The organism is Pseudomonas sp. 1 R 17, assembly GCF_900067035.1.
Taxonomy (GTDB): domain Bacteria; phylum Pseudomonadota; class Gammaproteobacteria; order Pseudomonadales; family Pseudomonadaceae; genus Aquipseudomonas; species Aquipseudomonas marginalis.
In genome coordinates this window covers 202,901-228,475 of sequence record NZ_FKLB01000053.1, presented here as the reverse complement: position 1 = coordinate 228,475, position 25,575 = coordinate 202,901, and the positions used below count along the sequence as shown (strand labels likewise).

The 25,575-nt window shown below is 60.3% G+C and carries 22 protein-coding genes and 2 tRNA genes; 13 read left to right on the top strand and 11 right to left on the bottom strand.

Features of this window, described 5'->3' with window-relative positions:
* Positions 1-233: 233 nt before the first annotated feature.
* Positions 234-1,472 (bottom strand): transporter associated domain-containing protein, encoded by a 1,239-nt coding sequence (locus tag BFP99_RS19190; protein WP_065947908.1) that lies wholly within the window; start codon positions 1,470-1,472, stop codon positions 234-236.
* A 12-nt stretch (positions 1,473-1,484) separates the two neighbouring features.
* Positions 1,485-2,297, bottom strand: a complete 813-nt coding sequence (locus BFP99_RS19185) for a cytochrome C assembly family protein (protein ID WP_065924832.1) — start codon at positions 2,295-2,297, stop codon at positions 1,485-1,487.
* A 234-nt stretch (positions 2,298-2,531) separates the two neighbouring features.
* Here BFP99_RS19185 and ffh point away from each other — a divergent pair, with 234 nt between their 5' ends.
* From ffh to thrC, 9 genes are all read left to right on the top strand, one after another.
* A complete protein-coding gene (gene ffh, locus BFP99_RS19180) occupies positions 2,532-3,908 on the top strand; it encodes a signal recognition particle protein (protein WP_065924831.1) in 1,377 nt (458 codons plus the stop codon).
* Positions 3,909-4,158: 250 nt separating this feature from the next.
* Positions 4,159-4,410 (top strand): 30S ribosomal protein S16, encoded by a 252-nt coding sequence (rpsP, locus tag BFP99_RS19175; RefSeq protein ID WP_003238923.1) that lies wholly within the window; start codon positions 4,159-4,161, stop codon positions 4,408-4,410.
* A 5-nt stretch (positions 4,411-4,415) separates the two neighbouring features.
* Positions 4,416-4,952 (top strand): ribosome maturation factor RimM, encoded by a 537-nt coding sequence (rimM, locus tag BFP99_RS19170; protein WP_027605457.1) that lies wholly within the window; start codon positions 4,416-4,418, stop codon positions 4,950-4,952.
* Positions 4,934-5,707, top strand: coding sequence for a tRNA (guanosine(37)-N1)-methyltransferase TrmD (gene trmD, locus BFP99_RS19165; protein ID WP_172681501.1), 774 nt, complete (start codon positions 4,934-4,936; stop codon positions 5,705-5,707). Before rimM ends, trmD begins: the two co-directional genes overlap by 19 nt.
* A 45-nt stretch (positions 5,708-5,752) precedes the next feature.
* Positions 5,753-6,103: a 50S ribosomal protein L19 gene (rplS, locus tag BFP99_RS19160; protein WP_003175895.1), complete on the top strand. Its 351-nt coding sequence runs from the start codon at positions 5,753-5,755 to the stop codon at positions 6,101-6,103.
* Between the two features lie 112 nt (positions 6,104-6,215).
* Positions 6,216-7,112, top strand: coding sequence for a site-specific tyrosine recombinase XerD (gene xerD, locus BFP99_RS19155; RefSeq protein ID WP_065924830.1), 897 nt, complete (start codon positions 6,216-6,218; stop codon positions 7,110-7,112).
* 142 nt (positions 7,113-7,254) lie between these two features.
* Positions 7,255-7,986, top strand: a complete 732-nt coding sequence (locus BFP99_RS19150) for a thioredoxin fold domain-containing protein (RefSeq protein WP_027605460.1) — start codon at positions 7,255-7,257, stop codon at positions 7,984-7,986.
* A gap of 129 nt (positions 7,987-8,115) precedes the next feature.
* The gene (locus BFP99_RS19145) at positions 8,116-9,420 is read left to right on the top strand and encodes a homoserine dehydrogenase (protein WP_065924829.1); all 1,305 of its coding nucleotides are present in this window, start codon (positions 8,116-8,118) and stop codon (positions 9,418-9,420) included.
* Positions 9,421-9,523: 103 nt separating this feature from the next.
* Positions 9,524-10,933, top strand: coding sequence for a threonine synthase (gene thrC, locus BFP99_RS19140; protein WP_065947907.1), 1,410 nt, complete (start codon positions 9,524-9,526; stop codon positions 10,931-10,933).
* A gap of 85 nt (positions 10,934-11,018) precedes the next feature.
* Here thrC and BFP99_RS19135 read toward each other — a convergent pair whose 3' ends face one another.
* Positions 11,019-11,240, bottom strand: coding sequence for a hypothetical protein (locus BFP99_RS19135; RefSeq protein ID WP_027605463.1), 222 nt, complete (start codon positions 11,238-11,240; stop codon positions 11,019-11,021).
* Positions 11,241-11,551: 311 nt separating this feature from the next.
* Here BFP99_RS19135 and BFP99_RS19130 point away from each other — a divergent pair, with 311 nt between their 5' ends.
* Positions 11,552-11,836, top strand: a complete 285-nt coding sequence (locus BFP99_RS19130; RefSeq protein WP_065924827.1) for a DUF3509 domain-containing protein — start codon at positions 11,552-11,554, stop codon at positions 11,834-11,836.
* Between the two features lie 170 nt (positions 11,837-12,006).
* On the opposite strand, the gene BFP99_RS19125 is transcribed toward BFP99_RS19130, so the two are convergent.
* Both BFP99_RS19125 and BFP99_RS19120 read right to left on the bottom strand, forming a co-directional pair.
* Positions 12,007-12,891: a TIGR02285 family protein gene (locus tag BFP99_RS19125; RefSeq protein ID WP_065947906.1), complete on the bottom strand. Its 885-nt coding sequence runs from the start codon at positions 12,889-12,891 to the stop codon at positions 12,007-12,009.
* The gene (locus BFP99_RS19120; protein WP_027605466.1) at positions 12,891-14,090 is read right to left on the bottom strand and encodes a CaiB/BaiF CoA transferase family protein; all 1,200 of its coding nucleotides are present in this window, start codon (positions 14,088-14,090) and stop codon (positions 12,891-12,893) included. Before BFP99_RS19120 ends, BFP99_RS19125 begins: the two co-directional genes overlap by 1 nt.
* Before the next feature lie 148 nt (positions 14,091-14,238).
* Between BFP99_RS19120 and BFP99_RS19115 the strand changes: the two genes are divergently transcribed.
* Both BFP99_RS19115 and recJ read left to right on the top strand, forming a co-directional pair.
* Positions 14,239-14,781 (top strand): YaeQ family protein, encoded by a 543-nt coding sequence (locus BFP99_RS19115; RefSeq protein ID WP_032890801.1) that lies wholly within the window; start codon positions 14,239-14,241, stop codon positions 14,779-14,781.
* A 91-nt stretch (positions 14,782-14,872) separates the two neighbouring features.
* Positions 14,873-16,582, top strand: coding sequence for a single-stranded-DNA-specific exonuclease RecJ (gene recJ, locus BFP99_RS19110; protein ID WP_065924825.1), 1,710 nt, complete (start codon positions 14,873-14,875; stop codon positions 16,580-16,582).
* A gap of 135 nt (positions 16,583-16,717) precedes the next feature.
* Here the strand turns inward: recJ and BFP99_RS19105 are convergent, their stop codons facing one another.
* The 4 genes from BFP99_RS19105 to BFP99_RS19090 all read right to left on the bottom strand — a co-directional run bounded on the left by BFP99_RS19105 (position 16,718) and on the right by BFP99_RS19090 (position 21,326).
* Entirely contained in the window at positions 16,718-18,004 is a 1,287-nt protein-coding gene (locus BFP99_RS19105; RefSeq protein ID WP_065947905.1) for a virulence factor family protein, read from the bottom strand.
* Positions 18,004-20,646 (bottom strand): bifunctional lysylphosphatidylglycerol flippase/synthetase MprF, encoded by a 2,643-nt coding sequence (mprF, locus tag BFP99_RS19100; protein WP_065947904.1) that lies wholly within the window; start codon positions 20,644-20,646, stop codon positions 18,004-18,006. Before mprF ends, BFP99_RS19105 begins: the two co-directional genes overlap by 1 nt.
* A 266-nt stretch (positions 20,647-20,912) precedes the next feature.
* Positions 20,913-20,989 (bottom strand) — tRNA-Met (locus tag BFP99_RS19095).
* Positions 20,990-21,249: 260 nt separating this feature from the next.
* A tRNA-Met gene (locus tag BFP99_RS19090) sits at positions 21,250-21,326 on the bottom strand.
* 283 nt (positions 21,327-21,609) lie between these two features.
* On the opposite strand from BFP99_RS19090, the gene dinB reads away from it, so the two are divergent.
* On the top strand, positions 21,610-22,668 hold the full coding sequence (gene dinB, locus BFP99_RS19085) for a DNA polymerase IV (protein ID WP_027605471.1): 1,059 nt from the start codon (positions 21,610-21,612) through the stop codon (positions 22,666-22,668).
* Between the two features lie 64 nt (positions 22,669-22,732).
* On the opposite strand, the gene BFP99_RS19080 is transcribed toward dinB, so the two are convergent.
* On the bottom strand, positions 22,733-23,686 hold the full coding sequence (locus tag BFP99_RS19080) for a hypothetical protein (protein WP_065947903.1): 954 nt from the start codon (positions 23,684-23,686) through the stop codon (positions 22,733-22,735).
* Positions 23,687-23,706: 20 nt separating this feature from the next.
* Complete coding sequence (locus tag BFP99_RS19075; RefSeq protein WP_027605473.1) at positions 23,707-25,422, bottom strand: proline--tRNA ligase; 1,716 nt, start codon at positions 25,420-25,422, stop codon at positions 23,707-23,709.
* Positions 25,423-25,575: the final 153 nt, after the last annotated feature.

The following is a 25,575-nucleotide window of genomic DNA, read 5'->3' as shown; positions in this document are numbered from 1 at the left end:
CGGAGCCTGGACGCGCGGAGTGCGGGTAGCACGCGGTCGGGCGGGGCTTGGGTAAGCCGCAGGGATTATAGGAAGGGGTGTGTGGATCCAACAAGGGGCTGACACGCTGCAAATCCAAATGTGGGAGGGGGCTTGCTCCCGATGGCAGTGGGTCAGTCCCCGAATGCAGTGAATGGCACACCGCTATCGGGAGCAAGCCCCCTCCCACATTGGATTTTGGTTTGTCAGGAGAGCTATGCGGCGACAGGCACTCGGCTGGTGTGCCAGATCAGCACTTTCGCTACGCGGTTGTCTTCGGTCTCGAGGATTTCCAGGCGATAGCGCCCGATCTTAAGGCACACCGCGCAATCCGGAATGGTTTCCAGCGCTTCGGTCACCAGGCCGTTGAGGGTCTTTGGGCCGTCGCTGGGCAGGTGCCAGCCCAGGCTCTTGTTCAGTTCGCGGATCGAGGCGGCGCCATCAATGATGTAGCGGCCGTCGGTCTGGGCTTCGATGTGCGGGTTGTCGGTGCTTTGCTCACTTTCGAATTCACCGACGATTTCTTCGAGGATGTCTTCCAGGGTGACGATGCCCAGCACTTCGCCGTACTCATCCACGACCATGCCCAGGCGCCGCTGCTGTTTGTGGAAGTTCAGCAGTTGCAGTTGCAGTGGGGTGCTTTCCGGGACGAAGTAGGGTTCGTGGCAGGCGGCGAGCAATGCGTCCTTGGTCAGGCTGGCATCGGGCAGCAGGTGCTGGACCTGGCGGGTATTGAGCACGGCCTGGACCTGGTTGATATCACTGTGGAACACCGGCAGGCGGGTGCGCGGGGAGGTGCGCAGTTGTTCGATGATGTCTTCAATCGAGTCGTCGAGGTTGATGCCGTCCACTTCACTGCGTGGCACCAGGATGTCATTGACCGTGATGTTGTCCAGCGCGTGGATGCCAGGCATGCCGGGGGATCGGTCGGCGTCGGCATCAGGCTCGGGTTTGTCATCGTGGTCGGGTAGCGGTTCATCGCTCTTTTTAACCACCCCGGATTTGCGCGCAAACGGGCGCAATAACAGCAGGCTGATGCCGTTGAGCAGCCAGGCCAGGGGATAGAGAATTTTCAGCGGTACGCCCAGCAGCGTATTGCCAAAGCCCAGGATCGCTTGCGGATAACGGGTGGCCAGGGCGCGCGGCAGGTAGTCGGCCAGCACCAGCAGGAGTGCACAGGACATCAGCCAGCCGAGCCAAGGGCCGTTCTGTGCCCAGGCATAAATCGCCAGCAGGGTGCAGAGAATCACCACGGCGGCGCGACACAGGCTGTTGCACAGGATCAGGCTGTGACGCGGGAAATTCAGGCGGGCGGCCGCTTTGTCTCCCTGGCGAGTGCCGGGGCGCAGGGCCAGCAGGTGCTGTTGTGCGGCTTCGATGGCGGTAAACAGCCCGGCCCATAACACCAGCAAGGCGATTACCGCGAGCATCGGCCCCAGGGGCAAGTTGTCCATGATTGCTGCCCGTCAGATATGCAGGATGTATTCGCGAACCAGCTTGCTGCCGAAATAGGCCAGCATCAGCAGGCAGAAACCGGCCAGGGTCCAGCGGATCGCTTTATGCCCGCGCCAGCCGAGGCGGTTGCGGCCCCACAGCAGCACGCTGAACACGATCCAGGCCAGGCAGGCCAGCAGGGTCTTGTGCACCAGGTGCTGGGCAAACAGGTTTTCGACGAACAGCCAGCCGGAGATCAGCGACAGCGAAAGCAGGGTCCAGCCGGCCCACAGGAAACCGAACAGCAGGCTTTCCATGGTTTGCAGCGGTGGGAAGTTCTTGATCAGGCCGGAAGGGTGCTTGTGCTTGAGTTGGTGGTCCTGCAACAGCAGGAGCAGGGCCTGGAACACCGCGATGGTGAACATGCCATAGGCCAGGATCGACAGCAGGATATGCGCGAGGATGCCGGGCTCTTCGTCAATCACCTGTACGGTGCCGGTGGGGGCGAACTGCGCCAGCAGCACCGTCAGCACGCCCAGGGGAAAGAGCAGGACCAGCAGGTTCTCGACGGGGATCCGGTAGCAGGCCAGCAATGTCAGCGCGATGACTGCTGCAGCGATCAGGCTGGCGGCGCTGAAAAAGTCCAGGCCCAGGCCAACCGGGGTCATCAGGTGGGTGAACAGGCTCGCGGCGTGGGCCAGCAGGGCGAGGACGCCCAGGCCGACCAGCAGGCGTTTGTCCGCCTTGGTGCCTTGGGCAAGACGAGTGCCCTGATAGAGGGTCGCAGCGGCATAAAGGAGTGCGGCGGCGAGGCTGGGTAGCAAACTGGGTGACAAGGGGACCATAAATCCTGATAGACAAGCCCGAAAGGCGCTGAGTTTGGCATACACCTGCGTTCCACGAAAGACTCCCGGACCAGACAGCGGGTGTGCATGGACGCAGTCTTCGCTATAATCCGCGATCTGCCCACGCCGCAGGCTCGTCGAGCGCTGTGTTTAATAGCGATTTACCACAGCCTGGGCTGCCATTACCTCGGTCTACCAATGCATTTCGATGATTAGGGCCTGAAAGGATCGCGCATGTTTGAAAACTTGACTGACCGTCTCTCGCAGACGCTGCGCCATGTAACCGGCAAGGCCAAGCTGACCGAGGACAATATTAAAGACACCCTGCGCGAAGTGCGCATGGCGTTGCTGGAAGCCGACGTGGCCTTGCCAGTGGTGAAGGACTTCGTCAACTCGGTCAAAGAGCGCGCAGTGGGCACTGAAGTGTCCCGCAGCCTGACGCCGGGCCAGGCCTTTGTGAAGATCGTCCAGGCCGAGCTCGAAAGCCTGATGGGCGCGGCCAACGAAGATTTGAACCTCAGTGCCGTGCCACCGGCCGTCGTGCTGATGGCCGGTCTGCAAGGTGCGGGCAAGACCACCACCGCCGGCAAGCTGGCGCGCTTCCTTAAAGAGCGCAAGAAGAAGTCCGTGATGGTGGTATCGGCCGACGTGTACCGTCCGGCGGCCATCAAGCAGCTGGAAATGCTCGCGGGCGAAGTGGGCGTGACCTTCTTCCCGTCCGACCTGAGCCAGAAGCCGGTCGACATCGCCAACGCCGCTATTAAAGAAGCAAGGCTCAAGTTCATCGACGTGGTCATCGTCGATACCGCCGGTCGCCTGCACATCGATGAAGAGATGATGGGCGAGATCAAGGCGCTGCATGCCGCGATCAACCCGGTCGAGACGCTTTTCGTGGTCGACGCCATGACCGGCCAGGATGCGGCCAATACCGCCAAGGCCTTCGGCGACGCGCTGCCGCTGACCGGCGTGATCCTCACCAAGGTGGACGGCGACGCCCGTGGCGGTGCCGCGCTGTCGGTGCGTGCCATCACCGGCAAGCCGATCAAGTTCATCGGTATGGGCGAGAAGAGCGAAGCGCTCGAACCGTTCCACCCTGAGCGTATCGCCTCGCGTATCCTCGGCATGGGTGACGTGCTCAGCCTGATCGAACAGGCCGAAGCGACGCTCGACAAGGACAAAGCCGATAAGCTTGCTAAAAAGTTGAAGAAGGGCAAGGGCTTCGACCTCGAAGACTTCCGCGACCAACTGCAACAAATGAAGAGCATGGGCGGCCTTGGCGGCCTGATGGACAAGCTGCCGAACATCGGCGGTGTGAACCTGGCGCAAATGGGCAATGCCCAGGGCGCGGCAGAGAAGCAGTTCAAGCAGATGGAAGCCATCATCAACTCCATGACCCCGGCCGAGCGCCGCGACCCTGAGCTGATCAGCGGTTCGCGCAAGCGTCGGATCGCCATGGGTTCCGGCACCCAGGTGCAGGACATCGGGCGCTTGATCAAGCAGCACAAGCAGATGCAGAAGATGATGAAGAAATTCTCCGCCAAGGGCGGAATGGCCAAGATGATGCGCGGCATGGGCGGTATGTTGCCCGGCGGCGGCATGCCGAAAATGTAAAGTATTCGAGCGGGAGTTCACTCCTGCTCCGACCCACAGGGATGTGGGATCTCCAGCAAACCCGCCGTTGGCGGGGGCTGACCTGCCGTTTTAACCGACGGCTCTCTAGCAGATCTGAATGGCCCGCTGATAGGCGCCAGAAAAAGACATTTGCAAAAGTCCGGATATTCCTTAGAATATGCGGCCTTTCGGGCACCTATGCCCGCTGTGCATTTAGATTTGCAGCACCGACTACAGGAACGATGTTCACATGCTAACAATCCGTCTTGCCCTTGGCGGCTCCAAAAAGCGCCCGTTTTACCACTTGACCGTAACTGACAGCCGCAACCCACGTGACGGCTCTCACAAGGAACAAGTAGGTTTCTTCAACCCGATCGCTCGTGGTCAAGAAGTCCGCCTGTCCGTGAACCAAGAGCGCGTAGCCTACTGGCTGAGCGTTGGTGCACAACCGTCTGAGCGTGTTGCCAAGTTGTTGAAGGACTCGGCTAAGGCCGCAGCCTGAGCAATATGAACGCGACGCCAACTGTTGCTGATGATTTGATCGTTATCGGCAAGATTTATTCTGTTCATGGCGTTCGCGGCGAAGTGAAGGTGTATTCCTTTACTGATCCGACTGAAAACCTGTTGCAGTACAAGACCTGGACGCTCAAGCGCGAAGGTAGTGTGAAACAGGTCGAGCTGGTCAGTGGACGCGGGAGCGATAAGTTCCTGGTCGCAAAGCTCAAGGGTCTTGATGATCGTGAAGAAGCTCGTCTTCTGGCCGGTTATGAGATCTGCGTGCCGCGCAACCTGTTCCCTGAATTGACCGACGGCGAGTACTACTGGTACCAGTTGGAAGGTCTGAAGGTTATTGATCAACTCGGGCAATTGTTCGGGAAAATCGATCATCTTCTGGAAACCGGCGCCAATGATGTAATGGTGGTCAAGCCTTGCGCTGGCAGCCTGGATGATCGCGAACGCCTGTTGCCCTATACCGAGCAATGCGTGTTGGCTGTCGACCTGGCGGCGGGCGAGATGAAGGTGGAATGGGACGCGGACTTCTAAGCGTGGCTAATTTGCGCATTGAAGTGATCAGTTTGTTTCCCGAGATGTTCTCCGCCATCAGCGAGTACGGCATCACCAGTCGGGCGGTGAAACAGGGGCTGTTGCAGCTCACCTGTTGGAACCCGCGAGACTACACGACGGATCGACATCACACTGTGGACGATCGCCCATTTGGCGGTGGCCCGGGCATGGTGATGAAGATCAAGCCCCTGGAAGACGCGTTGGCTCAGGCCAAGGCAGCCGCCGGGGAGAAGGCGAAGGTTATTTACCTGTCCCCTCAAGGCCGCCAGCTGAAACAGGCTGGGGTCCGCGAACTGGCGAATGAGGAAGCACTGATCCTGATTGCCGGTCGCTATGAAGGCATTGACGAGCGTTTTATTGATGCTCATGTCGATGAAGAGTGGTCGATTGGGGACTATGTCCTGTCTGGCGGCGAGCTGCCGGCGATGGTCCTGATAGATGCGGTTACACGACTGCTGCCTGGAGCTTTAGGGCATGCGGACTCCGCGGAGGAAGACTCCTTCACGGACGGTTTGCTGGATTGCCCGCACTACACCCGACCGGAGGTGTATGCGGATCAGCGTGTTCCCGACGTATTGCTAAGTGGCAATCACGCACACATCCGGCGTTGGCGTTTACAGCAGTCCCTTGGTCGGACCTATGAACGACGCGCCGATCTTCTGGAAAGCCGCTCGCTTTCTGGAGAAGAGAAGAAGCTGCTCGAGGAATACATCCTCGCGCGGGACGATAGTTAACAACGTATCGATGGTAGGTCCATTGACTTACCTTAGGAGCACAGCATGACTAACAAAATCATCCTTGCACTCGAAGCAGAGCAGATGACCAAAGAGATCCCTACCTTTGCCCCGGGCGACACCATTGTCGTCCAGGTGAAAGTGAAGGAAGGCGACCGTTCGCGTCTGCAAGCGTTCGAAGGCGTGGTAATCGCCAAGCGTAACCGTGGTGTGAACAGTGCTTTCACTGTTCGTAAAATCTCCAACGGTGTTGGCGTAGAGCGTACTTTCCAGACCTACAGCCCGCAAATCGACAGCATGGCCGTCAAGCGTCGCGGTGACGTACGTAAAGCCAAGCTGTACTACCTGCGTGACCTGTCCGGTAAAGCAGCTCGCATCAAGGAAAAACTGGCTTAAGTCCAGCTTCCCGATGCAGAAAAAAGCAGCCTACGGGCTGCTTTTTTGTGCCCGCGATTTGAGGTCCGGGATAGGATCTACCTGATTCCGCCATTTTTCTGTTCGAGTCCCTATGCCCGCCATCGACCACCCCCTGATCGACCGTTTCCTCGATGCCCTATGGCTGGAAAAAGGCCTGTCAGATAACACCCGCCAGGCCTACCGCAGCGACCTGGCGCTGTTCAACGGCTGGCTGCAGGAGAAACACCTGGAACTGATCAATGCCGGCCGCGAGCTGATCCTCGATCACCTGGCCTGGCGTCTGGAGCAGAACTACAAACCCCGTTCCACTGCACGATTTCTCTCCGGTGTGCGTGGCTTTTATCGCTATTTGCTCAGGGAGAAACTGATTACCCTCGATCCGACCCTGCAAATCGATATGCCGCAACTGGGCAGGCCCTTGCCCAAATCCCTGTCGGAAGCCGACGTCGATGCCTTGCTCGCTGCGCCCGACCTCAGCGAAGCCATCGGCCAGCGTGACCGCGCCATGCTGGAAGTGTTGTATGCCTGTGGCCTGCGGGTCACGGAGCTGATCAGCCTGACTCTGGAGCAAGTCAATCTGCGCCAGGGGGTGCTGCGGGTAATGGGCAAGGGCAGCAAGGAGCGGCTGGTGCCGATGGGGGAGGAAGCGATTGTGTGGGTCGAGCGCTACATGCGCGATGCCCGTAGCGAGCTGCTTGGCGGGCGGCCCAGCGATGTGCTGTTTCCCAGCCAACGCGGCGAACAGATGACCCGCCAGACGTTCTGGCATCGCATCAAACACCAGGCCAAGGTCGCGGGGATCGGCAAGAGCCTGTCGCCCCACACTTTGCGCCATGCATTCGCCACCCATTTGCTCAACCACGGTGCGGATTTGCGCGTGGTGCAAATGCTGCTCGGGCACAGCGACTTATCCACCACCCAGATCTACACCCATGTGGCGCGTGCGCGCTTGCAGGATATGCATGCCAAGCACCACCCGCGAGGCTGAAAAGCGCCAATTTATTCCTCCACGGGCTGCCCTGCGGCCCAACTGTGGTAGGCTTTGCCGGTTAGCAAAGGGGACCGCCCGCACCCGTGTTTCCGTATTGGCGCGCCTGCACCCGTCCCTGCATCTGCCTTCAGGAGTTTCCATGCGCTTGACCCAGATTATTGCCGCCGCAGCCATTGCGTTGGTTTCCACCTTTGCCGTCGCCGATGACGCTGCCGAGCAGACCATCCGCAAGAGCCTGGCCAACCTGCAACTCGACACCCCGATCGAAAGCATCAGTGCCAGCCCCATGGCCGGCCTGTATGAAGTCAAGCTCAAGGGCAGCCGCGTGCTGTACGCCAGTGCAGACGGTCAGTACATCGTCCAGGGCTACCTGTTCCAGCTCAAGGACGGCAAGCCGGTCAACCTGACCGAGAAAGCCGAGCGCCTGGGCGTGTCCAAGCTGATCAACGGCATCCCGGTGGCTGAAACCGTGGTTTACCCGGCTATCGGCGAGACCAAGACCCATATCACCGTGTTCACCGACACCACCTGCCCGTACTGCCACAAGTTGCATGCCGAAGTGCCTGCGCTGAACAAGCTGGGTGTGGAAGTCCGCTACGTAGCGTTCCCGCGCCAGGGCCTGGGTTCGCCAGGCGACGAGCAGTTGCAGGCCGTATGGTGCTCGGCCGACAAGAAAGCGGCCATGGACAAGATGGTCGATGGCAAGGAAATCAAGGCCGCCAAGTGCGCCAACCCGGTGTCGAAGCAATTTGCCCTGGGCCAGTCCATCGGCGTCAACGGTACACCGGCCATCGTTTTGGCTGACGGCCAGGTGATTCCGGGCTACCAGCCGGCACCACAAGTTGCCAAACTGGCGCTGGGTGCCAAATAAACCAGCATCGTCGAACCTTTGGCGATCATGGCTCGTGGATAAGTCGACGGGCCATTAATTGAAAGCCGCAGTTGTGTGGCTGTTTTTCACGGCCGACCTAGCGTCGGCCGTTTCATGGGGAGTTCTTCAGTGAAACCGGTCAAAGTAGGCATCTGTGGGTTAGGGACCGTCGGTGGCGGCACCTTCAACGTACTTCAGCGTAATGCTGAAGAAATTTCCCGCCGTGCAGGGCGTGGGATTGAAGTGGCGCAAATTGCCACGCGTTCGCCAAAGCCTCAGTTCCAAACGACCGGTATTGCGATTACCAACGATGTCTTCGCCGTGGCCACCAACCCTGAAATCGATATCGTCATCGAGCTGGTGGGCGGTTACACCGTGGCTCGCGAGCTGGTGCTCAAGGCCATCGAGAATGGCAAGCACGTGGTCACCGCCAACAAGGCGCTGATCGCCGTACACGGCAACGAGATCTTCGCCAAGGCCCGCGAGAAGGGCGTGATCGTGGCGTTCGAAGCCGCCGTGGCCGGTGGTATCCCGGTGATCAAGGCGATCCGTGAAGGCCTGTCCGCCAACCGCATCAACTGGGTGGCCGGCATCATCAACGGCACCGGTAACTTCATCCTCACCGAAATGCGCGAGAAGGGCCGTACCTTCGAAGACGTACTGACCGAAGCCCAGGCCCTGGGGTATGCCGAAGCCGACCCGACATTCGACGTGGAAGGCATCGACGCGGCGCACAAGCTGACCATCCTGGCGTCCATCGCCTTTGGTATCCCGCTGCAGTTCGACAAGGCCTACACCGAAGGCATCACCCAGTTGACCACTGCCGACGTGAACTACGCCGAAGCCCTGGGCTACCGCATCAAGCACCTCGGTGTCGCGCGCAGCACCCCGGCGGGAATCGAGTTGCGTGTGCACCCGACGCTGATCCCGGCTGACCGCCTGATCGCCAACGTCAATGGGGTGATGAACGCCGTGATGGTCAACGGTGATGCCGCTGGTTCCACGCTGTTCTACGGCGCCGGTGCCGGCATGGAGCCGACCGCTTCGTCGGTGATCGCCGACCTCGTGGACGTGGTGCGCGCCATGACCAGCGACCCGGAAAACCGCGTGCCGCACCTGGCCTTCCAGCCGGATTCGCTGTCGGCCCACCCGATCCTGCCGATCGAGGCATGCGAAAGCGCCTACTACCTGCGCATCCAGGCCAAGGATCATCCGGGCGTGTTGGCCCAGGTGGCCAGCATCCTGTCGGAGCGCGGTATCAACATCGAGTCGATCATGCAGAAGGAAGTCGAGGAGCAGAACGGCCAGGTGCCGATGATCCTGCTGACCCACCGGGTGCTCGAGCAGCACATCAACGATGCCATCCAGTCCCTGGAAGCTCTCCAGGGTGTGGTTGGGCCGGTAGTACGGATTCGCGTCGAACATTTGAATTAATCCAGCTGCAAGCTATTGGCTGCAAGCTGCAAGTAAAAGCCGATCAGCTTTAACTTGCCGCTTGTAGCTTGAAGCTTGAAGCTCAAACCAAAGGTTTGCTTTTATGCGCTACATCAGCACCCGCGGCCAGGCACCGGCCCTGAATTTCGAAGACGTCTTGCTGGCAGGCCTTGCCACTGACGGCGGCCTGTACGTGCCGGAAAACCTGCCACGCTTTACCCAGGAAGAAATCGCTTCGTGGGCCGGCCTGCCGTACCACGAGCTGGCGTTCCGGGTGATGCGCCCGTTCGTCACCGGCAGCATCCCCGATGCGGATTTCAAAAAGATTCTGGAAGAGACCTACGGCGTGTTTTCCCACAGCGCCATCGCGCCTCTGCGCCAGCTCAACGGCAACGAATGGGTGCTCGAGCTGTTCCATGGCCCGACCCTGGCGTTCAAAGACTTCGCCCTGCAACTGCTGGGTCGCCTGCTGGACTACGTGCTGGAGAAGCGCGGCGAGCGCGTGGTGATCATCGGCGCCACCTCGGGTGATACCGGTTCGGCCGCCATCGAAGGCTGCAAGCACTGCGAAAACGTCGACATCTTCATCCTGCACCCGCACAAGCGTGTCTCGGAAGTACAGCGCCGCCAGATGACCACCATCTTCGGCGAGAACATCCATAACATCGCCATCGAAGGCAACTTCGACGACTGCCAGGAAATGGTCAAGAACAGCTTCGCCGACCAGGACTTCCTCAAAGGCACACGCCTGGTGGCGGTGAACTCGATCAACTGGGCGCGGATCATGGCCCAGATCGTCTACTACTTCCACGCCTCGCTGCAGTTGGGTGGCCCGGCGCGCTCGGTGTCGTTCTCGGTGCCGACCGGCAATTTCGGCGACATCTTCGCCGGCTACCTGGCCCGTAACATGGGCCTGCCGGTCAACCAGTTGATCGTCGCCACCAACCGTAACGACATCCTGCACCGCTTCATGAGCGGCAACCAATACGTCAAGGAAACCCTGCACGCCACCTTGTCGCCGTCCATGGACATCATGGTGTCGTCGAACTTCGAACGCCTGCTGTTCGACATGCACGGTCGCAACGGCGCAGCCATTGCCGGCTTGATGGACACCTTCAAGAGCGGCGGCGGTTTCAGCGTTGATGAAGAGCGCTGGACCGAAACCCGCAAGCTGTTCGACTCCCTGGCCGTGGACGACGCGCAGACCTGTGAAACCATCGCCGAGGTCTACGCCCAGACCGGCGAGCTGCTCGACCCGCACACCGCCATTGGGGTGAAGGCCGCCCGCGAATGCCGTCGTAGCCTGGATATCCCGATGGTGATCCTCGGCACCGCCCATCCAGTGAAATTCCCGGAAGCGGTGGAGAAGGCGGGTGTCGGCAAGGCGCTGGAACTGCCGGTGCACCTGACCGACCTGTTCGAGCGTGAAGAGCGTTGCACGGTGCTGCCGAATGACTTGAAGGCGATGCAGGCGTTTGTCAGCCAGCATGGCAATCGTGGCAAGCCTTTGTAAGGCAGGTCACCAAGACAAAAACGCCGCTTTCCCTTCCTTGGGTCAGCGGCGTTTTTTGTTTCTGGCAGGCCCGACAGCGTGCCGTTTACAAGAGCAACTTAATCGCTACTCCAGTAATCGAAGCAATCGTTGCGACCACGGCCATTGCTACGCCCATGGGGTACCAGAAAGTTTCACAGTTTATTTTCAGGGATTCCGATCTGAGCTTGTCTTGCTCAGCCTGCATGCGTGATATTTCTGCGTAAATGCGCCTTACATCGGCATGCATTTTCTCCATCGTCGCCAGTCGCTCATCGTTTTCCACCATCGCATTCCTCCTTCGCAATAAGGGCCTTTGGCATACGCTTTACCCACGTGGCACTGTGATCAGCGCTCATCGAGTATAGGATTCACCCATGGCCTGCGCGGCAGGGGAAGCCCAAAACAGCAGCCCATTGCGTAAGCATTTATGTGCCGCCGTTTTTTGCCTGTCATGTTGCAAGCGCATGCTGGAAACGTCATCCCCCGACAACCCCGCATAAACGAAAAAGCGAACTTTCCTACGTCACAACCAGTCACTTAGGATAGATGCAGCTCCCGTTTACAAGAATGTTTGCGAACTATTGAGTGGTGATCGAGATGGAAAGTATCAGCCTATTGCTCGAAGAGGCACTGAGCCCTTATCAGGTGACGTTGACCACCGCAGGTGTGCAGGAAGAGTGCCTGGTAACCGTGAAGAACCCCGCCGGTGCGATCATGGTCGAGCGTGAAGTCGACCGGGCGCAATTGCTCGATAAGCGCCTATTGGTGGATGTGGTGGATTGCCTGCTGCGTGATCTCAAGATCGCTGAAGGACGCCTGGAACCCTCGGTCATCGCGGCCTTGCGCAACGCCGCCCAGACCCGCAGCGCTGCCGTTGCATGAAGAATTGTTTATAGATGGAAACTTCCCACGTCATGGCCGGTCAGATTTCGTAACAGCAAGAGCAAACATTGTGCTCCGGTGTTTGTGCCTTGTTGTACTGGTCTTTGTAGGCCACGTTTAACCCCGAAGTGTCTCCCCACTCTTCGGGGTTTCTTTTTGCCTGGGATTTGTCACGGCGCCGGCGAGTCCTGGAAAAAGCTCGGGTTGTCTCGCAGGTAATGTTCACGCATGACAGGGTCCAGCCAGGCGGCATAGGACTGTTGTACTTGTGCCAGCGGGAGGCTGGGCAGAACCCGGTTGATCCGTTCCATGGCTTCGCGCCCCTCAGGTGTATCCGAGCAGCCGATATGCGTGCGCTGGTAAGGCGCTGTGCCCTTGATGGGGTAGAAGCTGAGGTCTTCGGCTGCGATCCCCTGTTGCATCGCGTGGTAGCGGATTTCCGGCCAATAGCCCAGCACTGCCTCCAGCCGGCCCAGGCGCTGCATCTGCAGCAAGCTGCCAAGGGCATCGTTGCCGTAGTGCAGTGCCAGTTTGTGTGTGTCGGCCTGTTTCAGTCGCTCATCGATAACGGCGCCGTAGCTGCGTTCCGCGATCGCGCCTACCCTTGCCTTAGGGGCGTCGAAGAAGGCCTGCAGGTCAAATTGGCCGTCTACGATAAACGCCGCCAGGGCGCCCTGCTGGCTGCGTCGGATCGTGATGCCATTACTGGCGACCACAAACGCCTGCCTGGAAAATACGATGTACCTGGCCCGCTCGGCCGTCCACAGCAAGGATGGATCGCAGGTGAGCGTGGGTTCGCGCAGCATCTGCATGCCGCGCGCGCGATTGACGTGCATTACCTGGTGGCGATATTCCGGCAAGTGTCCGATCAGTATCGGCAGCAACTGGTCCAGGGCACCCTGGCCTTTGCCTGGCCCTTCGAAGATGGTCAGCGGCGGCAAGTCGCGCAATAACCAGATCAACGTGCCCTCTGCGCTCGCCGGTACGGGCCAGCCGCCGGCCAGCATGGCGGCCAGGTACAGCGCAATGAGCCAGTGTTTGCAGCCGTGGGGCATCAGATTGCACCTTGCTCACGCAGGCGGACAATGGCGGCGGCGTCGTATCCCAGTTCGCCCAACACCACGCCGTTGTGTTCACCCAGTTGCGGCCCCACCCATTCGCAACTGCCCGGTGTGTCCGACAGCTTGGGCACGATGCCCGGCATCTTGAAGTCCTTGCCGCCGGGAAGCCGGGCCTTGAGGAACATCTCGCGCGCGAGGAATTGCGGGTCGCCCAGCATGTCCTCGGCGCTGTAGATACGGCTGGCGGGCACTTCAGCCTTGTTGAGTTGCTCCACCACCTGCTCCAGCGGCAGCGAGTTCACCCAGCGATCAATCACGCCATAGAGTTCATCGCGACGGCTATCGCGCCCGTCATTGCTGGCCAGTTGTGGATCGTTCGCCAGGTCTTCCCGGCCGATGGCACTCATGAAGCGTTTGAAGATGGCATCGCCGTTGGCACCGATCTGTACGTGCTTGCCGTCCGCGCTGGTGTGGATCGACGACGGCGTGATGCCTGGCATGATGTTGCCGGTACGTTCGCGAATAAACCCGAATACGTCGAACTCGGGGATCATGCTTTCCATCATGGCGAAGATGGCTTCATACAGCGCCACATCGACCACCTGGCCCACACCGCCGTTAACCTCGCGATGACGCAGCGCCATCAAGGCGCCGATGACCGCCCACAGCGCGGCGATGGAGTCACCAATGGAGATTCCGGTGCGCACCGGCGGGCGATCTTCGAAACCGGTGATATAGCGCAGCCCGCCCATGGACTCGCCCACTGCGCCAAACCCGGGCTGGTCTTTCATCGGCCCGGTCTGGCCAAAACCCGAGAGGCGCACCATCACCAGTTTCGGATTCAGCCCATGCAGGGTTTCCCAGCTCAGGCCAAGCTTCTCCAGTACGCCGGGACGGAAGTTTTCGATCAGGATGTCGGCGTCTGCCAGCAGTTGCTTGAGAATCGCCAGCCCGTCCGGGTGCTTGAGGTTCAACGTCAGGGACTTTTTGTTGCGCGCCTGCACAAACCACCATAACGAGGTGCCTTCATACAGCTTGCGCCATTTGCGCAACGGGTCGCCGCCGTCCGGGGATTCGACCTTGACCACCTCGGCACCGAATTCAGCACAAATGCGTGAGGCGAAGGGCCCGGCGATCAGGGTGCCGAGTTCGATGACTTTCAGGCCGGCAAGCGGTTTGGCATTAAACGACATGGGGATCCTTGTCTGCGCAGAACGGTGATGTGAAGCCTTTTAACATAGGCGAGCAGGCCAGGGATAAGGATGATGCAGCGCAGGATTCGTTGAATGGCCTCGCCATCGGTTAGACTGGCCGCCTTTCCCTGTCTCTAGAAGCCCGTTCATGGCCCAGCCGTCCACGACCTACAAATTCGAACTCAACCTCACCGACCTCGACCGTTCGGTGTACGAGAGCGTCAAGCAGACCATCGCTCGCCACCCCTCGGAAACTGAAGAACGCATGACCGTGCGTCTGCTGGCCTACGCCCTTTTTTACAACGAACAGTTGGCGTTCGGTCGTGGCCTGTCAGATGTAGACGAGCCAGCTCTGTGGGAAAAAAGCCTGGATGATCGGGTTTTGCATTGGATCGAAGTCGGCCAGCCGGATGCCGACCGCCTGACCTGGTGCTCGCGCCGCACCGAGCGCACCAGCCTGCTGGCATACGGCAGCTTGCGCGTTTGGGAGGGCAAAGTGGTGCCGGTGGCGAACAACCTGAAGAATGTACACATCGCAGCAGTGCCCCAGGAGATTCTGGAGGTCCTGGCCAAGGACATGCCCCGCGTGATCAAGTGGGACGTGATGATCAGTGAAGGCACGATCTTCGTCACCGACGACCGTGGCCAGCACGAAGTGCAACTGCAATGGCTGGTCGGCGAACGCGGTTGAATTGGAGCTGCAAGCCTCAAGCTACAAGCTACAAGCTACAAGCTTGAAGCTTGCAGCTAATATCCCCCTACAGAGAACTCCCCAACGTCCCATGCGTATCGATCCCCGCCCGTTGCCCGCCGTCTTGCCCTTCCTGGGTGAATTGCCACCGCTATTGACCCGTCTCTACGCCGCTCGTGGCGTGCAGTCCGAGGCCGAGCTGGACAAGAGCCTGGCGCGGTTGATTCCCTATCAGCAGCTCAAGGGCATCGACGCGGCGGTGGACTTGCTGGTGACGGCATTAGAGCAGCGCCAGCGCATCCTCATCGTCGGTGACTTCGACGCCGATGGTGCCACCGCCAGCACCGTAGGTACCCTGGGCCTGCGTTTGCTCGGTGCGGCCCATGTCGATTACCTGGTGCCCAACCGCTTCGAATACGGCTATGGGCTGACCCCGGAAATCGTCGCTGTGGCCCTGCAGCGCGAGCCGCAGTTGCTGATCACCGTGGACAATGGCATCTCCAGTGTCGAAGGCGTGGCGGCGGCGAAAGCGGCGGGGTTGCAGGTATTGGTGACCGATCACCACTTGCCTGGTGATGAGCTGCCAGCGGCGGATGCCATCGTCAACCCGAACCAGCCGGGCTGTGAGTTCCCGAGCAAGGCCCTGGCCGGCGTGGGCGTGATCTTCTACGTACTGATGGCCCTGCGCGCGCGTTTGCGCAGTTTGGGCTGGTATGAAAACAAGCCTCAACCCAACATTGGCGAGCTGCTCGACCTGGTCGCCCTGGGCAGCGTCGCCGACGTGGTTCCCCTGGACGCCAATAATCGCATCCTCGTGCATCAGGGCCTGGAGCGTATTCGTGCCGGTCGCGCACGGCCGGGGATCAAGGCGATCCTCGAAGTGGCCAAGCGGGATGCAGCGCGCATCACCTCCACCGACCTCGGCTTTATCCTCGGGCCACGCTTGAACGCCGCCGGGCGCCTGGACGATATGAGCCTGGGCATCGAATGCCTGCTCACCACGGATTTCGCCGCGGCACGGGAAATGGCCGCACAACTGGACGGCATGAACCAGGACCGCAAATCCATCGAGCAGGGCATGCAGCGCGAAGCCCTGGCTCAGCTCAAGGACTTGCCGGTGGACTCAATGCCCTACGGCTTGTGCCTGTTTGATCCGGACTGGCACCAAGGTGTGATCGGCATTCTTGCGTCGCGCATGAAGGAACGGTACTTCCGCCCCACCATTGCCTTCGCCGATGCAGGCGATGGGCTGCTCAAGGGCTCAGGGCGCTCTGTGCAAGGCTTCCACATCCGCGATGCCCTGGCGGTGGTCGCGAGCCAGCACCCCAACCTGATCAGCAAATATGGCGGCCACGCCATGGCGGCGGGGTTGACCTTGCCCGAGGAAAACTTCCCACTGTTTGCCGAGGCCTTTGACGCCGAAGTGCGTCGGCAGCTGCGCGAAGAAGACCTCACCGGGCGCCTGCTGTCCGATGGCACCCTGGCGGTGGAAGAGTTTCACCTGGAACTGGCGCGCGCATTGCGCCACGCCGGGCCGTGGGGGCAGCACTTTCCCGAGCCGTTGTTCCATGGCGTGTTCCAACTGGTCGAGCAGCGGGTAGTAGGGGAGCGGCACCTGAAAGTGGTGCTCAAGAGCGAATGCGGGTCGGTGAAGCTCGATGGCATTGCCTTCGGCGTCGACCGGGAAGTCTGGCCGAACCCGACCGTGCGTTGGGTGGAGTTGGCCTACAAGCTGGATGTGAACGAGTTTCGTGGCAATGAAACCGTGCAATTGATGATCGCGCATATCGAACCGCGTTAAATCTCACTGACACCACAAACAACTGTGGGAGGGGGCTTGCCCCGATAGCGGTGTTTCAGTCAGCTTACCTCTAGCTGACCCACCGTCATCGGGGGCAAGCCCCCTCCCACATTTTTTATCGCCTACAGCCTGAGATTACTCGGCTTTGTCCTTGGCCTGGTGCTTGACGATGATATCCACCAACCGCTTGGCCAGTGCCGGATAGTTCTCATCGAAGTGATGCCCGCCCGGCAGTTTCACCGCCTCGCCCACGGCGGTCTTGTCGGTGCAGCCACTCTCGTCGACTTCTTCGGCACCGTAGATGCACACCACCTTGTCAGCCGGCAGCTTGGCCATTTCCGGGCCGGTCGCGGCTTCTTTGCCGGCGTTGCCCAGCCAGCCTTCCACTTCGATTTCAAAGCTGCCGGTGCGGGCGAAGGCCAGCAGGATGATGACGTCCACACGCTGTTGTTCGTTTTCCGGCAGGCGGTTGTAGATCGCCGGCAGTACGTCGGCACCGAACGAGTAACCGGTCAGTACAAAGCGCTTGGTGCCCCACTTCTGCCGGTAGTGCTGCATCAGCTCGGTGAGGTCCTTGGCGCTTTGTTCCGGGGTCTTGTGCTGCCAGTAGTAGCGCAGGGTGTCGATGCCGACCACCGGGTAGCCGATCTTGGCCATTTCGCCGGCCACGTCGCGGTCGAGGTCACGCCAGCCGCCATCACCGGAAAGGAACAACGTCACGGTGTCCTTGGCCTGGCCAGCCGGCACTTCCACCACGGGAATCGCCAGGCCGCCGTTGTCCGAACCCACCAGTTGCTTGCGCAGTTCGTTGTTCAGCACTTGCGGATAGTGAATGTCGTAGTCGCTGATACTGGTAGTGGCGCGCGGGGTGTCACGTACGAAACTGGCGCTTTCATCGTCAGGGTTGTCGTTCCAGGCCACCAGCCAATTACCGTGTGCGGCGGTTTTCGGCAGTGGGTCCTTGCACCCTTCCTGCACCAACGCGAAGCCGACGGAGATGGCGTTGGCCTTGTCGTCGCTCTGAGTGGCCAGCCAGCGCCAGGCGAGGGCGGCGCCAGGGCCGATGCCGCTGACCAGGGTCGCGGGGCCCTTGAGCTGGCCCAGGGCGCTTTGCAGCGCTTGTTCCTGGAGCTTGCAGTCATCCTTTGGCAGGATCACCTGGACGATCTGCGCCTTGCCGCCCTGGCTCAGGGTAATCAACTGGCTATCGGTCAGTGTTTCGTCAGCCATCACCGCCACCGCGACGCGGGCTTTCGGGGTGCCGGCCGGGGTCACGCGGGTCATCACCGAGCCGTCGGCCTGGGGCAGTTGCTCCAGGGTCGGCTGCGGGGCAGGGCGGTTCCAGAACCAAAAGCCGCCACCCAGGACCAGGGCGAGCAGCACTACAAAGGCCAATACATACCGCCAGGAGCGTCGAATCATCAGCGTTTCACCAATCCAGTCAAGCCGCCCGCGATCAGGGCGGCGGTATCGGCCAGTGCCACCAGCGGGTCAAGTCCCGCGGGCACGGCCATGTAACGGGGTTCCCAGTCAGGCTGGAACTTGTCTTTGAAGCGGCGCAAGCCTTGGAAGTTATACAGTTGCTCGCCGCGACGGAACACCATCGAGCCCAGGCGCTGGGTCAGTGGCGCGCCGCGTCGCGGTTGCAGGCCCGACAATGGCACCATGCCGAGGCTGAAGCGGGCGTAGCCGTGACTCTTATAGTGTTGAATCAGGCCGACCATCATGAATTCCATGGTCAACTTGGGCGCATCCGGGTGGGCGCGCATCAGGTCGAGACTGGCCAGGTCGTGGTTGTAGGTCTCGAGCAGGTTGGCGAAGGCCACCGGGCGGCCTTCGAAGCGAATGATCGCGATACGAAAGTGCTTGAGGTAGTCGTCGCTGAAGCGTCCGAGGGAAAAGCCTTTTTCCCGCACATTCTTACCGGTAAGCCAGGCGTCCGAGATGACTTTTAATTCATCCATCGGTGCCGTGCCGGGTTCAAAGATCTCCAGGGACAGGCCGTCCCGGGTGCCACGGTTCCAGGTGTAGCGCAGGTCCTTCATCTCTTTGCCCTTGGCTTCCAGGTCAAAGCGTTTCAGGTCGACGCGGGCTTCCTCGCCCAGCTTGATCGCGGTGAGGCCGATGTCCATGTAATAGGGCAGGTTCTCGGCGCGTACCTGATAGAACACCGGGCGCGCATGATGGATGTCGCACAGGTCGCGGAACTGCCAGATCATTTCGGCACGGGGCTGGGTCGGACCGATCGGGTCATACAAGGCCACCAGGCTGCGGCCGCGACGGGCATACATCAGGAACGCTTCGTCATTCGGGTGGAACAGCAGCGCCTTGTCGCCGGTCAGCGCCAGGCCGCCGTCGGGTTGCGACGATGCCATCAGGATCTTGCTGGCGCGTTCCAGCTCCTCGGGTGTCGGCAGGTGGATCACCGGGCGTGCGGTGCGCAGCAGCCAGGTCAGCGAGACGATGACCAGCAGCACGGCGGCGCCCAGCAGCGAGCGCAGGCCGCGCGGGGCATTGGCATCGAGGGTGAACTGCCACCACAGTTGATGGCTGTACGGTACATCTTGATACGCGAACAGCAGCAGCCAGATAGAAGCCCCCAGCACACAGACGCTGGCCACCAGATACAGCGGTGAGAAAGGCAGCTCGGTCAGGCGGCTGGCGCGATAGAACGAGCGGCGGAAGATCGCCAGCAGTATCGCCGTCATGGTCATCAGGCTGGCTTCTTCCCAATCGAACCCCTTGAGCAGCGAGAGCAGGGCGCCCACCAGCAGCAGCACCATGGTCAGCATCCACGCAGCCGACAGGCGTCGACGCAGGCCCTGGGCCAGCAACAGGCACAGCACGCCGATCAGGCTGGCACCGAAGTGCGAGGCGTCAATCAGGCGGTGGGGGATCAGGAAGCCGATGTTTTCCAGGCGTGAGTCGATTTCTGGCGTGGCGCCGGAAAACAGCAGGACCACGCCGGACAAAAAAACCAGTACGGCCAGCACCGGCGCCGCCAAACCCGAGGCTACCCGCAGGCTTTGCTGAGTCTGGAACAGGCGCTGCGCTTCGTTGACCAGCAGGAATACGCAGGCGATCAGCAGCGGCAGGACCACGTAGATCATGCGGTACAGCAGCAGGGCGGCAGCCAATGGCGCGGCACCGAGCTTGTCGGCGAATGCGGCGAGCAGGATGGCTTCAAATACGCCCACGCCCCCTGGCACATGGCTGAGCACACCAGCGGCCAGCGCCAGCAGGTACACGAGCAGGAACGGGCCGAAAGGCGGTGCTTCCGGCAGCAGCATATAAAGGACGGTGGCGGCAGCGGCAACGTCCAGTGCGGTGATGATCAGTTGCAGGAATGTCAGGCGGCGACCGGGCAGACGCAGGGTCCGACGCCCGGCTTTTACCAGCAGGTTGTCCGGGTAGGGTTGTTCCGGCAGGCGGCGGCGATAGATGCCGATGCACAACATGGCCGACAGCAACAGCACTGCGCCGGCAACGCCGCCGAGCACCGTTTGTGGCAAATGCAGGTAGGTCGACGCTGCCGGCAAGTTGCTCAGCGTGGCCAATGCAGCCAGCGGGGGCAGGGCGCAGCCCAGTGCCAGGCTGGCGAACACGGTCATGTGGGCGACTTCCGAAGCCCCGATGCCATGGCGTGCATATAAACGGTAGCGTACCGAGCCGCCCGAGAGCATCGACAGGCCAATGGCATTGCCGATCGCAAAGGCAGTAAAGCCGCCAAGGGCCAAGGTCTTGGCCGGCAGGTTCACCCCGGCATAACGTGCGCCGGAAAATTCATAGCCCAACAGAATGACAAAACCGGCGACGGCGGCGGCGAATGCGCCGAGCAACGCGGGCCTGGGCACTTCCAGGATCGAATCGTGGAGGGCGTAGAGGTCCAGTTCCAGCAACAGGTGTCGGCAGGCGATCAGGGCGATAGCGAACAGCAACAAGGTAACGGCCAGCCCGATGGGTTGCCGGTATTTGCTCAACAGATCCAGCCAGCGCAAGCGGGTGGGGGCGATAGGTTGTTCTGCTGTGACGGTGTCTTGTGGTTCAGACGAGTTGGCGCGCATCAATCACCTCGTGGATTGTGCGCGACAGGATGGAGGTATCCAGCCAAGTTACCAATCCCTATGGACAAAATAATTACAAATATTAACGCGGATCACCGGGGGCGGCGACTGCGGCCATTGGTCGTAGAGGCGTAAGCATAGCGTGCAATGAGATGGACTCTACAAACCGTGTACGGTTTCATGAAAGATGCCATGCCATTGTTTCAGAAGAACTTTTTCATCGGATACAAAAAAGGCCACTCTTTCGAGTAGCCTTTTTTGATGTTTGGTTGCGGGAGCCGGATTTGAACCGACGACCTTCGGGTTATGAGCCCGACGAGCTACCAGACTGCTCCATCCCGCGTCTGTGGGCGGCATTCTACAGCCAGATGGCGAGGTGTCAACCGTTAATGAGCCGATGGGTCAAATAAGTGTGAAATAGCTGACATGTAACCTAAGTTCGCGATTGAAAACGCTTTTTGTAGTGAGCGGGCTTGCCCCGCGCCGGGCTGCGGAGCAGTCCGTGGTGAAGTGCACACTATCTTGTGTGGGGCTGCTTCGCAGCCCAGGACGGGACAGCCACAACAAAAAAGGCCACTCTTTCGAGTAGCCTTTTTTGATGTTTGGTTGCGGGAGCCGGATTTGAACCGACGACCTTCGGGTTATGAGCCCGACGAGCTACCAGACTGCTCCATCCCGCGTCTGTGTGTCGGCATTCTACAGAGGATCACGAGTGTGTCAACCTGTGAATCGAAGAAAAGCGCTTGTGGTTCAATCGGTTAGGTCTCCATGCGGGGCCATTTGAGGCGTGCGGGCCAGTAGGGCCAAGGGTTTCAGCTCTATTGGAAGGCTAATTTCGATTGAGAAAATAAATTCATCTAGGAAATTTCCTACCACTCAATCGGAAGATTCAAACTACTGGTGCTATATACAGGGGTGGATGCGATACTGGCCACCCGTTGGATTACACCCGCCTTTCTACTTATGACGCAGCGCAAAATCATCCACGTTGACTGTGATTGCTTCTACGCCGCCATTGAGATGCGCGATGACCCGAGCCTGGCGCAAAAGCCCCTGGCAGTAGGTGGGTCGGCAGATCGAAGGGGCGTGATCGCTACATGCAACTACGAAGCGCGGGCGTATGGGGTGCGTTCCGCCATGTCGTCGCGACATGCCCTGAAGCTCTGCCCGGACCTGACCATCGTCAAGCCGCGCATGGATGCCTATAAGGAGGCGTCGAAGGAAATCCAGACGATCTTTCGCGACTACACCGACTTGATCGAGCCCCTGTCGCTGGACGAGGCCTACCTGGATGTCTCCGATAGCCCGCACTTTGGCGGCAGCGCCACGCGCATCGCCCAGGACATTCGGCGCCGGGTCTCCAACCAATTGCACATCACCGTGTCCGCCGGCGTGGCGCCGAACAAGTTCTTGGCCAAGATCGCCAGCGATTGGAAAAAGCCCAACGGCCTGTTTGTCATCACCCCGGATCAGGTCGAGGACTTTGTCTCCCAACTGCGGGTAAGCAAGTTGCACGGCGTGGGCAAGGTGACGGCAGACAAGCTGGCGCGCCTGGGCATCGAAGACTGCCTGCAATTGCGCGAATGGAACAAGCTGGCGCTGGTACGTGAGTTCGGCAGCTTTGGCGAGCGCTTGTGGAGCCTGGCCCGTGGGATAGATGAACGTGTGGTGCAGAACGACAGCCGGCGGCAGTCCATCAGTGTGGAAAATACCTACGATGTGGACCTGCCGGATCTCTCAAGCTGCCTGGCGAAACTGCCCGAACTGATGGAGACCCTGGCAGGGCGCATGGCGCGTATCGACAGCAGCTACAAGGCGGGCAAGCCGTTCGTTAAGGTGAAGTTTCATGACTTTACCCAGACGACGTTGGAGCAGGCGGGCGCGGCGCGGGATCTGGAGAGTTATCAACAGTTGATGACCCAGGCGTTCAATCGCGGTGGGAAACCGGTGCGGTTGTTGGGGATTGGGGTGCGGTTGCTGGACCTGAGTGGCGGGAACGAACAGTTAGAGTTCTCCTGGTAGAAGCCGGGAAAAAATGTGGGAGGAAGCAAGCCCCCACATTTGGATCTGCAGCGTTTTCGAAGCCTCAGCGTGCTCCGGGATCCGCCACCAACCGCCCCGCATCCTTGGTCAACGCCTGCAGGAATTCCTGCTGCAACTCGGGATCATTGCGGGTCAGTTCGATCAGGCTTTGTTCCAGTTCGCTGGCTTCTTCCTCCAGGCCCAGCTCCGACAGGCGCTTGACCCGGTGCACCCACTGGCTGACTTCATCGTCTTCCAGGTCGTCGTAGATCAGGCCGTGGGCTTCCAGCAACTTGCCGCGCAGGGTGCTGCTGATCGCCAGGGTCGAGTCCGAGTGCACGTCGTCCTGGCCATCTTCCACGCTGATCTTCAAGGTCGTGACGCGGTTCAGGTCCTGCTCGGCAAACGGGCTGTCCAACAGGTTCAGGCGCAGCACGCCGTTGCGGTCGGTGGTCAGCTCATGGGTCTGTTTGCCGGCGGTGACCTGGACCGGGCGCTCGCTCCAGGGCAGGCTCGAATACTCCACGCGTTTGTCGCGCTGGACTTCATCGATACCCGCCAGGTTCTGTTGCGCGCGCCCATGGGATTGCACGTTCATGAACGGGTTGAGACCGTCCACGCCGTAGGTCAGCCAGTCGTGGGTCATGCTGGTCGGCAGGTTGCCGAGGGCGAAGATGTTCGCCACGTTGGCGCCCGCACCCGCGACCAAAGCCAGTGCACCCAGGGGCATCTCATAGAGTTTGCGCCAGGGCTGGTAAGGCGTGTAGCGATCGTAACGACGGGTAACTTCGAATTCGGTGACCTCAAAGGTCTTTTGCTCGTGAATGCGAACCCGGCGTTGCGGCAGTTCCAGCACTTTGGGTTCGCCTACATCGATCTGCAGGCTGTGGTCGAGCAACTTACGCTCGACCCGCTCCTCGTGCTCACTGCGTTGCGACATCTGATTGGCGCAGCCGCTGACCAGCAGGGCGCCGCACAAGGCGGCGCCCCCCAGGGCTCTGGTGTTTCGCTTGAACATGACGTCTCTTGATCTGGTTTTCAGCGACGAATACGCGCCTGGAGGAAAGACAGCACGTCAGCCACCGGCAAGGGTTGGGCTTCGGCTTCGGTCCGGCTCTTGTATTCCAGATTGCCATCGGCCAGGCCGCGGTCACTGACCACGATCCGGTGCGGGATGCCAATCAGCTCCATGTCGGCGAACTTGATGCCCGGGCTGGTTTTCTTGTCGCGGTCATCCAGCAGCACTTCAAAACCAGCGGCCGTCAGTTCGGCATACAGTTTGTCGGTGGCTTCGCGTACTTGCTCGGTTTCGTAACGCAGTGGTACCAGGGCCACCTGGAAAGGCGCGAGGGCGTCACTCCAGATAATGCCTTTCTCGTCGTTGTTCTGCTCGATGGCAGCGGCAACCACGCGGGAAACGCCAATGCCGTAGCAGCCCATGTCGAGGGTAATCGGCTTGCCGTTCTCGCCCAGCACTTCGCACTTCATCGCCTTGCTGTACTTGTTGCCCAGCTGGAAGATGTGCCCGACTTCGATGCCGCGCTTGATTTCCAGGGTGCCCTTGCCGTCCGGGCTTGGGTCGCCGGCCACCACGTTGCGCAGGTCGGCCACGGTCGGCACCGGCAGGTCACGCTCCCAGTTCACGCCGAAGTAGTGCTTGTCGTCGATGTTCGCGCCGATACCGAAGTCGCTCATCAACTCGACCGAGCGGTCGATGATGATCGGCAGCGGCAGGTTCAGCGGGCCGAGGGAACCGGCACCGGCGCCGATGGCGTCGCGCAGTTCGGCATCGCTGGCCATGACCAGCGGGCTGGCCACGCCAGGTTGCTGGGCGGCCTTGATTTCGTTGAGTTCGTGGTCGCCACGGATCACCAGGGCGATCAGCTTGCCTTCTTCTTCGGCGTGCACGATCAGGGTCTTGATGGTCTTTTCAATCGGCAGATTGAATTTCTCCACCAGGGCCGCGATGGTCTTGGTCTCTGGCGTATCCACCAGGCGCAGTTCTTCAGCCGGGGCTGGACGGGAGGTTTCCCGTGGCACGGCTTCGGCTTTCTCGATGTTCGCCGCGTAGTCGGAACCGTTGCTGAACGCGATATCGTCTTCGCCGGACTCGGCCAGCACGTGGAATTCGTGGGAGCCGGCACCGCCGATGGAGCCATTGTCCGCTTCAACCGCCCGGAACTTCAGGCCCAGGCGCGTGAACACATTGCAGTAAGCCTGGTGCATGCGGTCATAGGTGACCTGCAGCGATGCCTGGTCAGCGTGGAACGAATAGGCGTCCTTCATGATGAATTCGCGGCCGCGCATCAAACCGAAGCGTGGACGGATTTCATCGCGGAATTTGGTCTGGATCTGATACAGGTTCAGAGGCAGCTGTTTATAGCTGCTCAACTCGTTGCGCATCAGGTCGGTGATCACTTCTTCATGGGTCGGGCCGGCGCAGAAGTCGCGGCCATGACGGTCCTTGAAGCGCAGCAACTCAGGGCCGTACTCTTCCCAGCGCCCGGATTCCTGCCACAGCTCGGCCGGTTGGGTGCTCGGCATCAACACTTCGAGAGAGCCGGCGGCGTTCATTTCTTCGCGAACGATGGCTTCGACCTTGCGCATCACCTTCAAGCCCATGGGCAGCCAGGTGTACAGGCCCGAGGCCAGTTTGCGGATCATGCCGGCGCGCAGCATCAGCTGGTGGCTGATCACGACCGCATCGGAAGGCGTTTCTTTCTGTGTGGCGAGCAAATATTGACTGGTACGCATGGTAGGCCGTTGTCGGTTGCTTGGACTTGAAATGACTTGGGATTGTACGGGCGCAAACTGCCGCCGTACAGGCATCAGAATGCAGGGCTGTCTGTAGGCGCAGAGCTTGCTCGCGATGGGGGCGCCGCGGTCTGGCTTTTAAAGGGCCCCCAG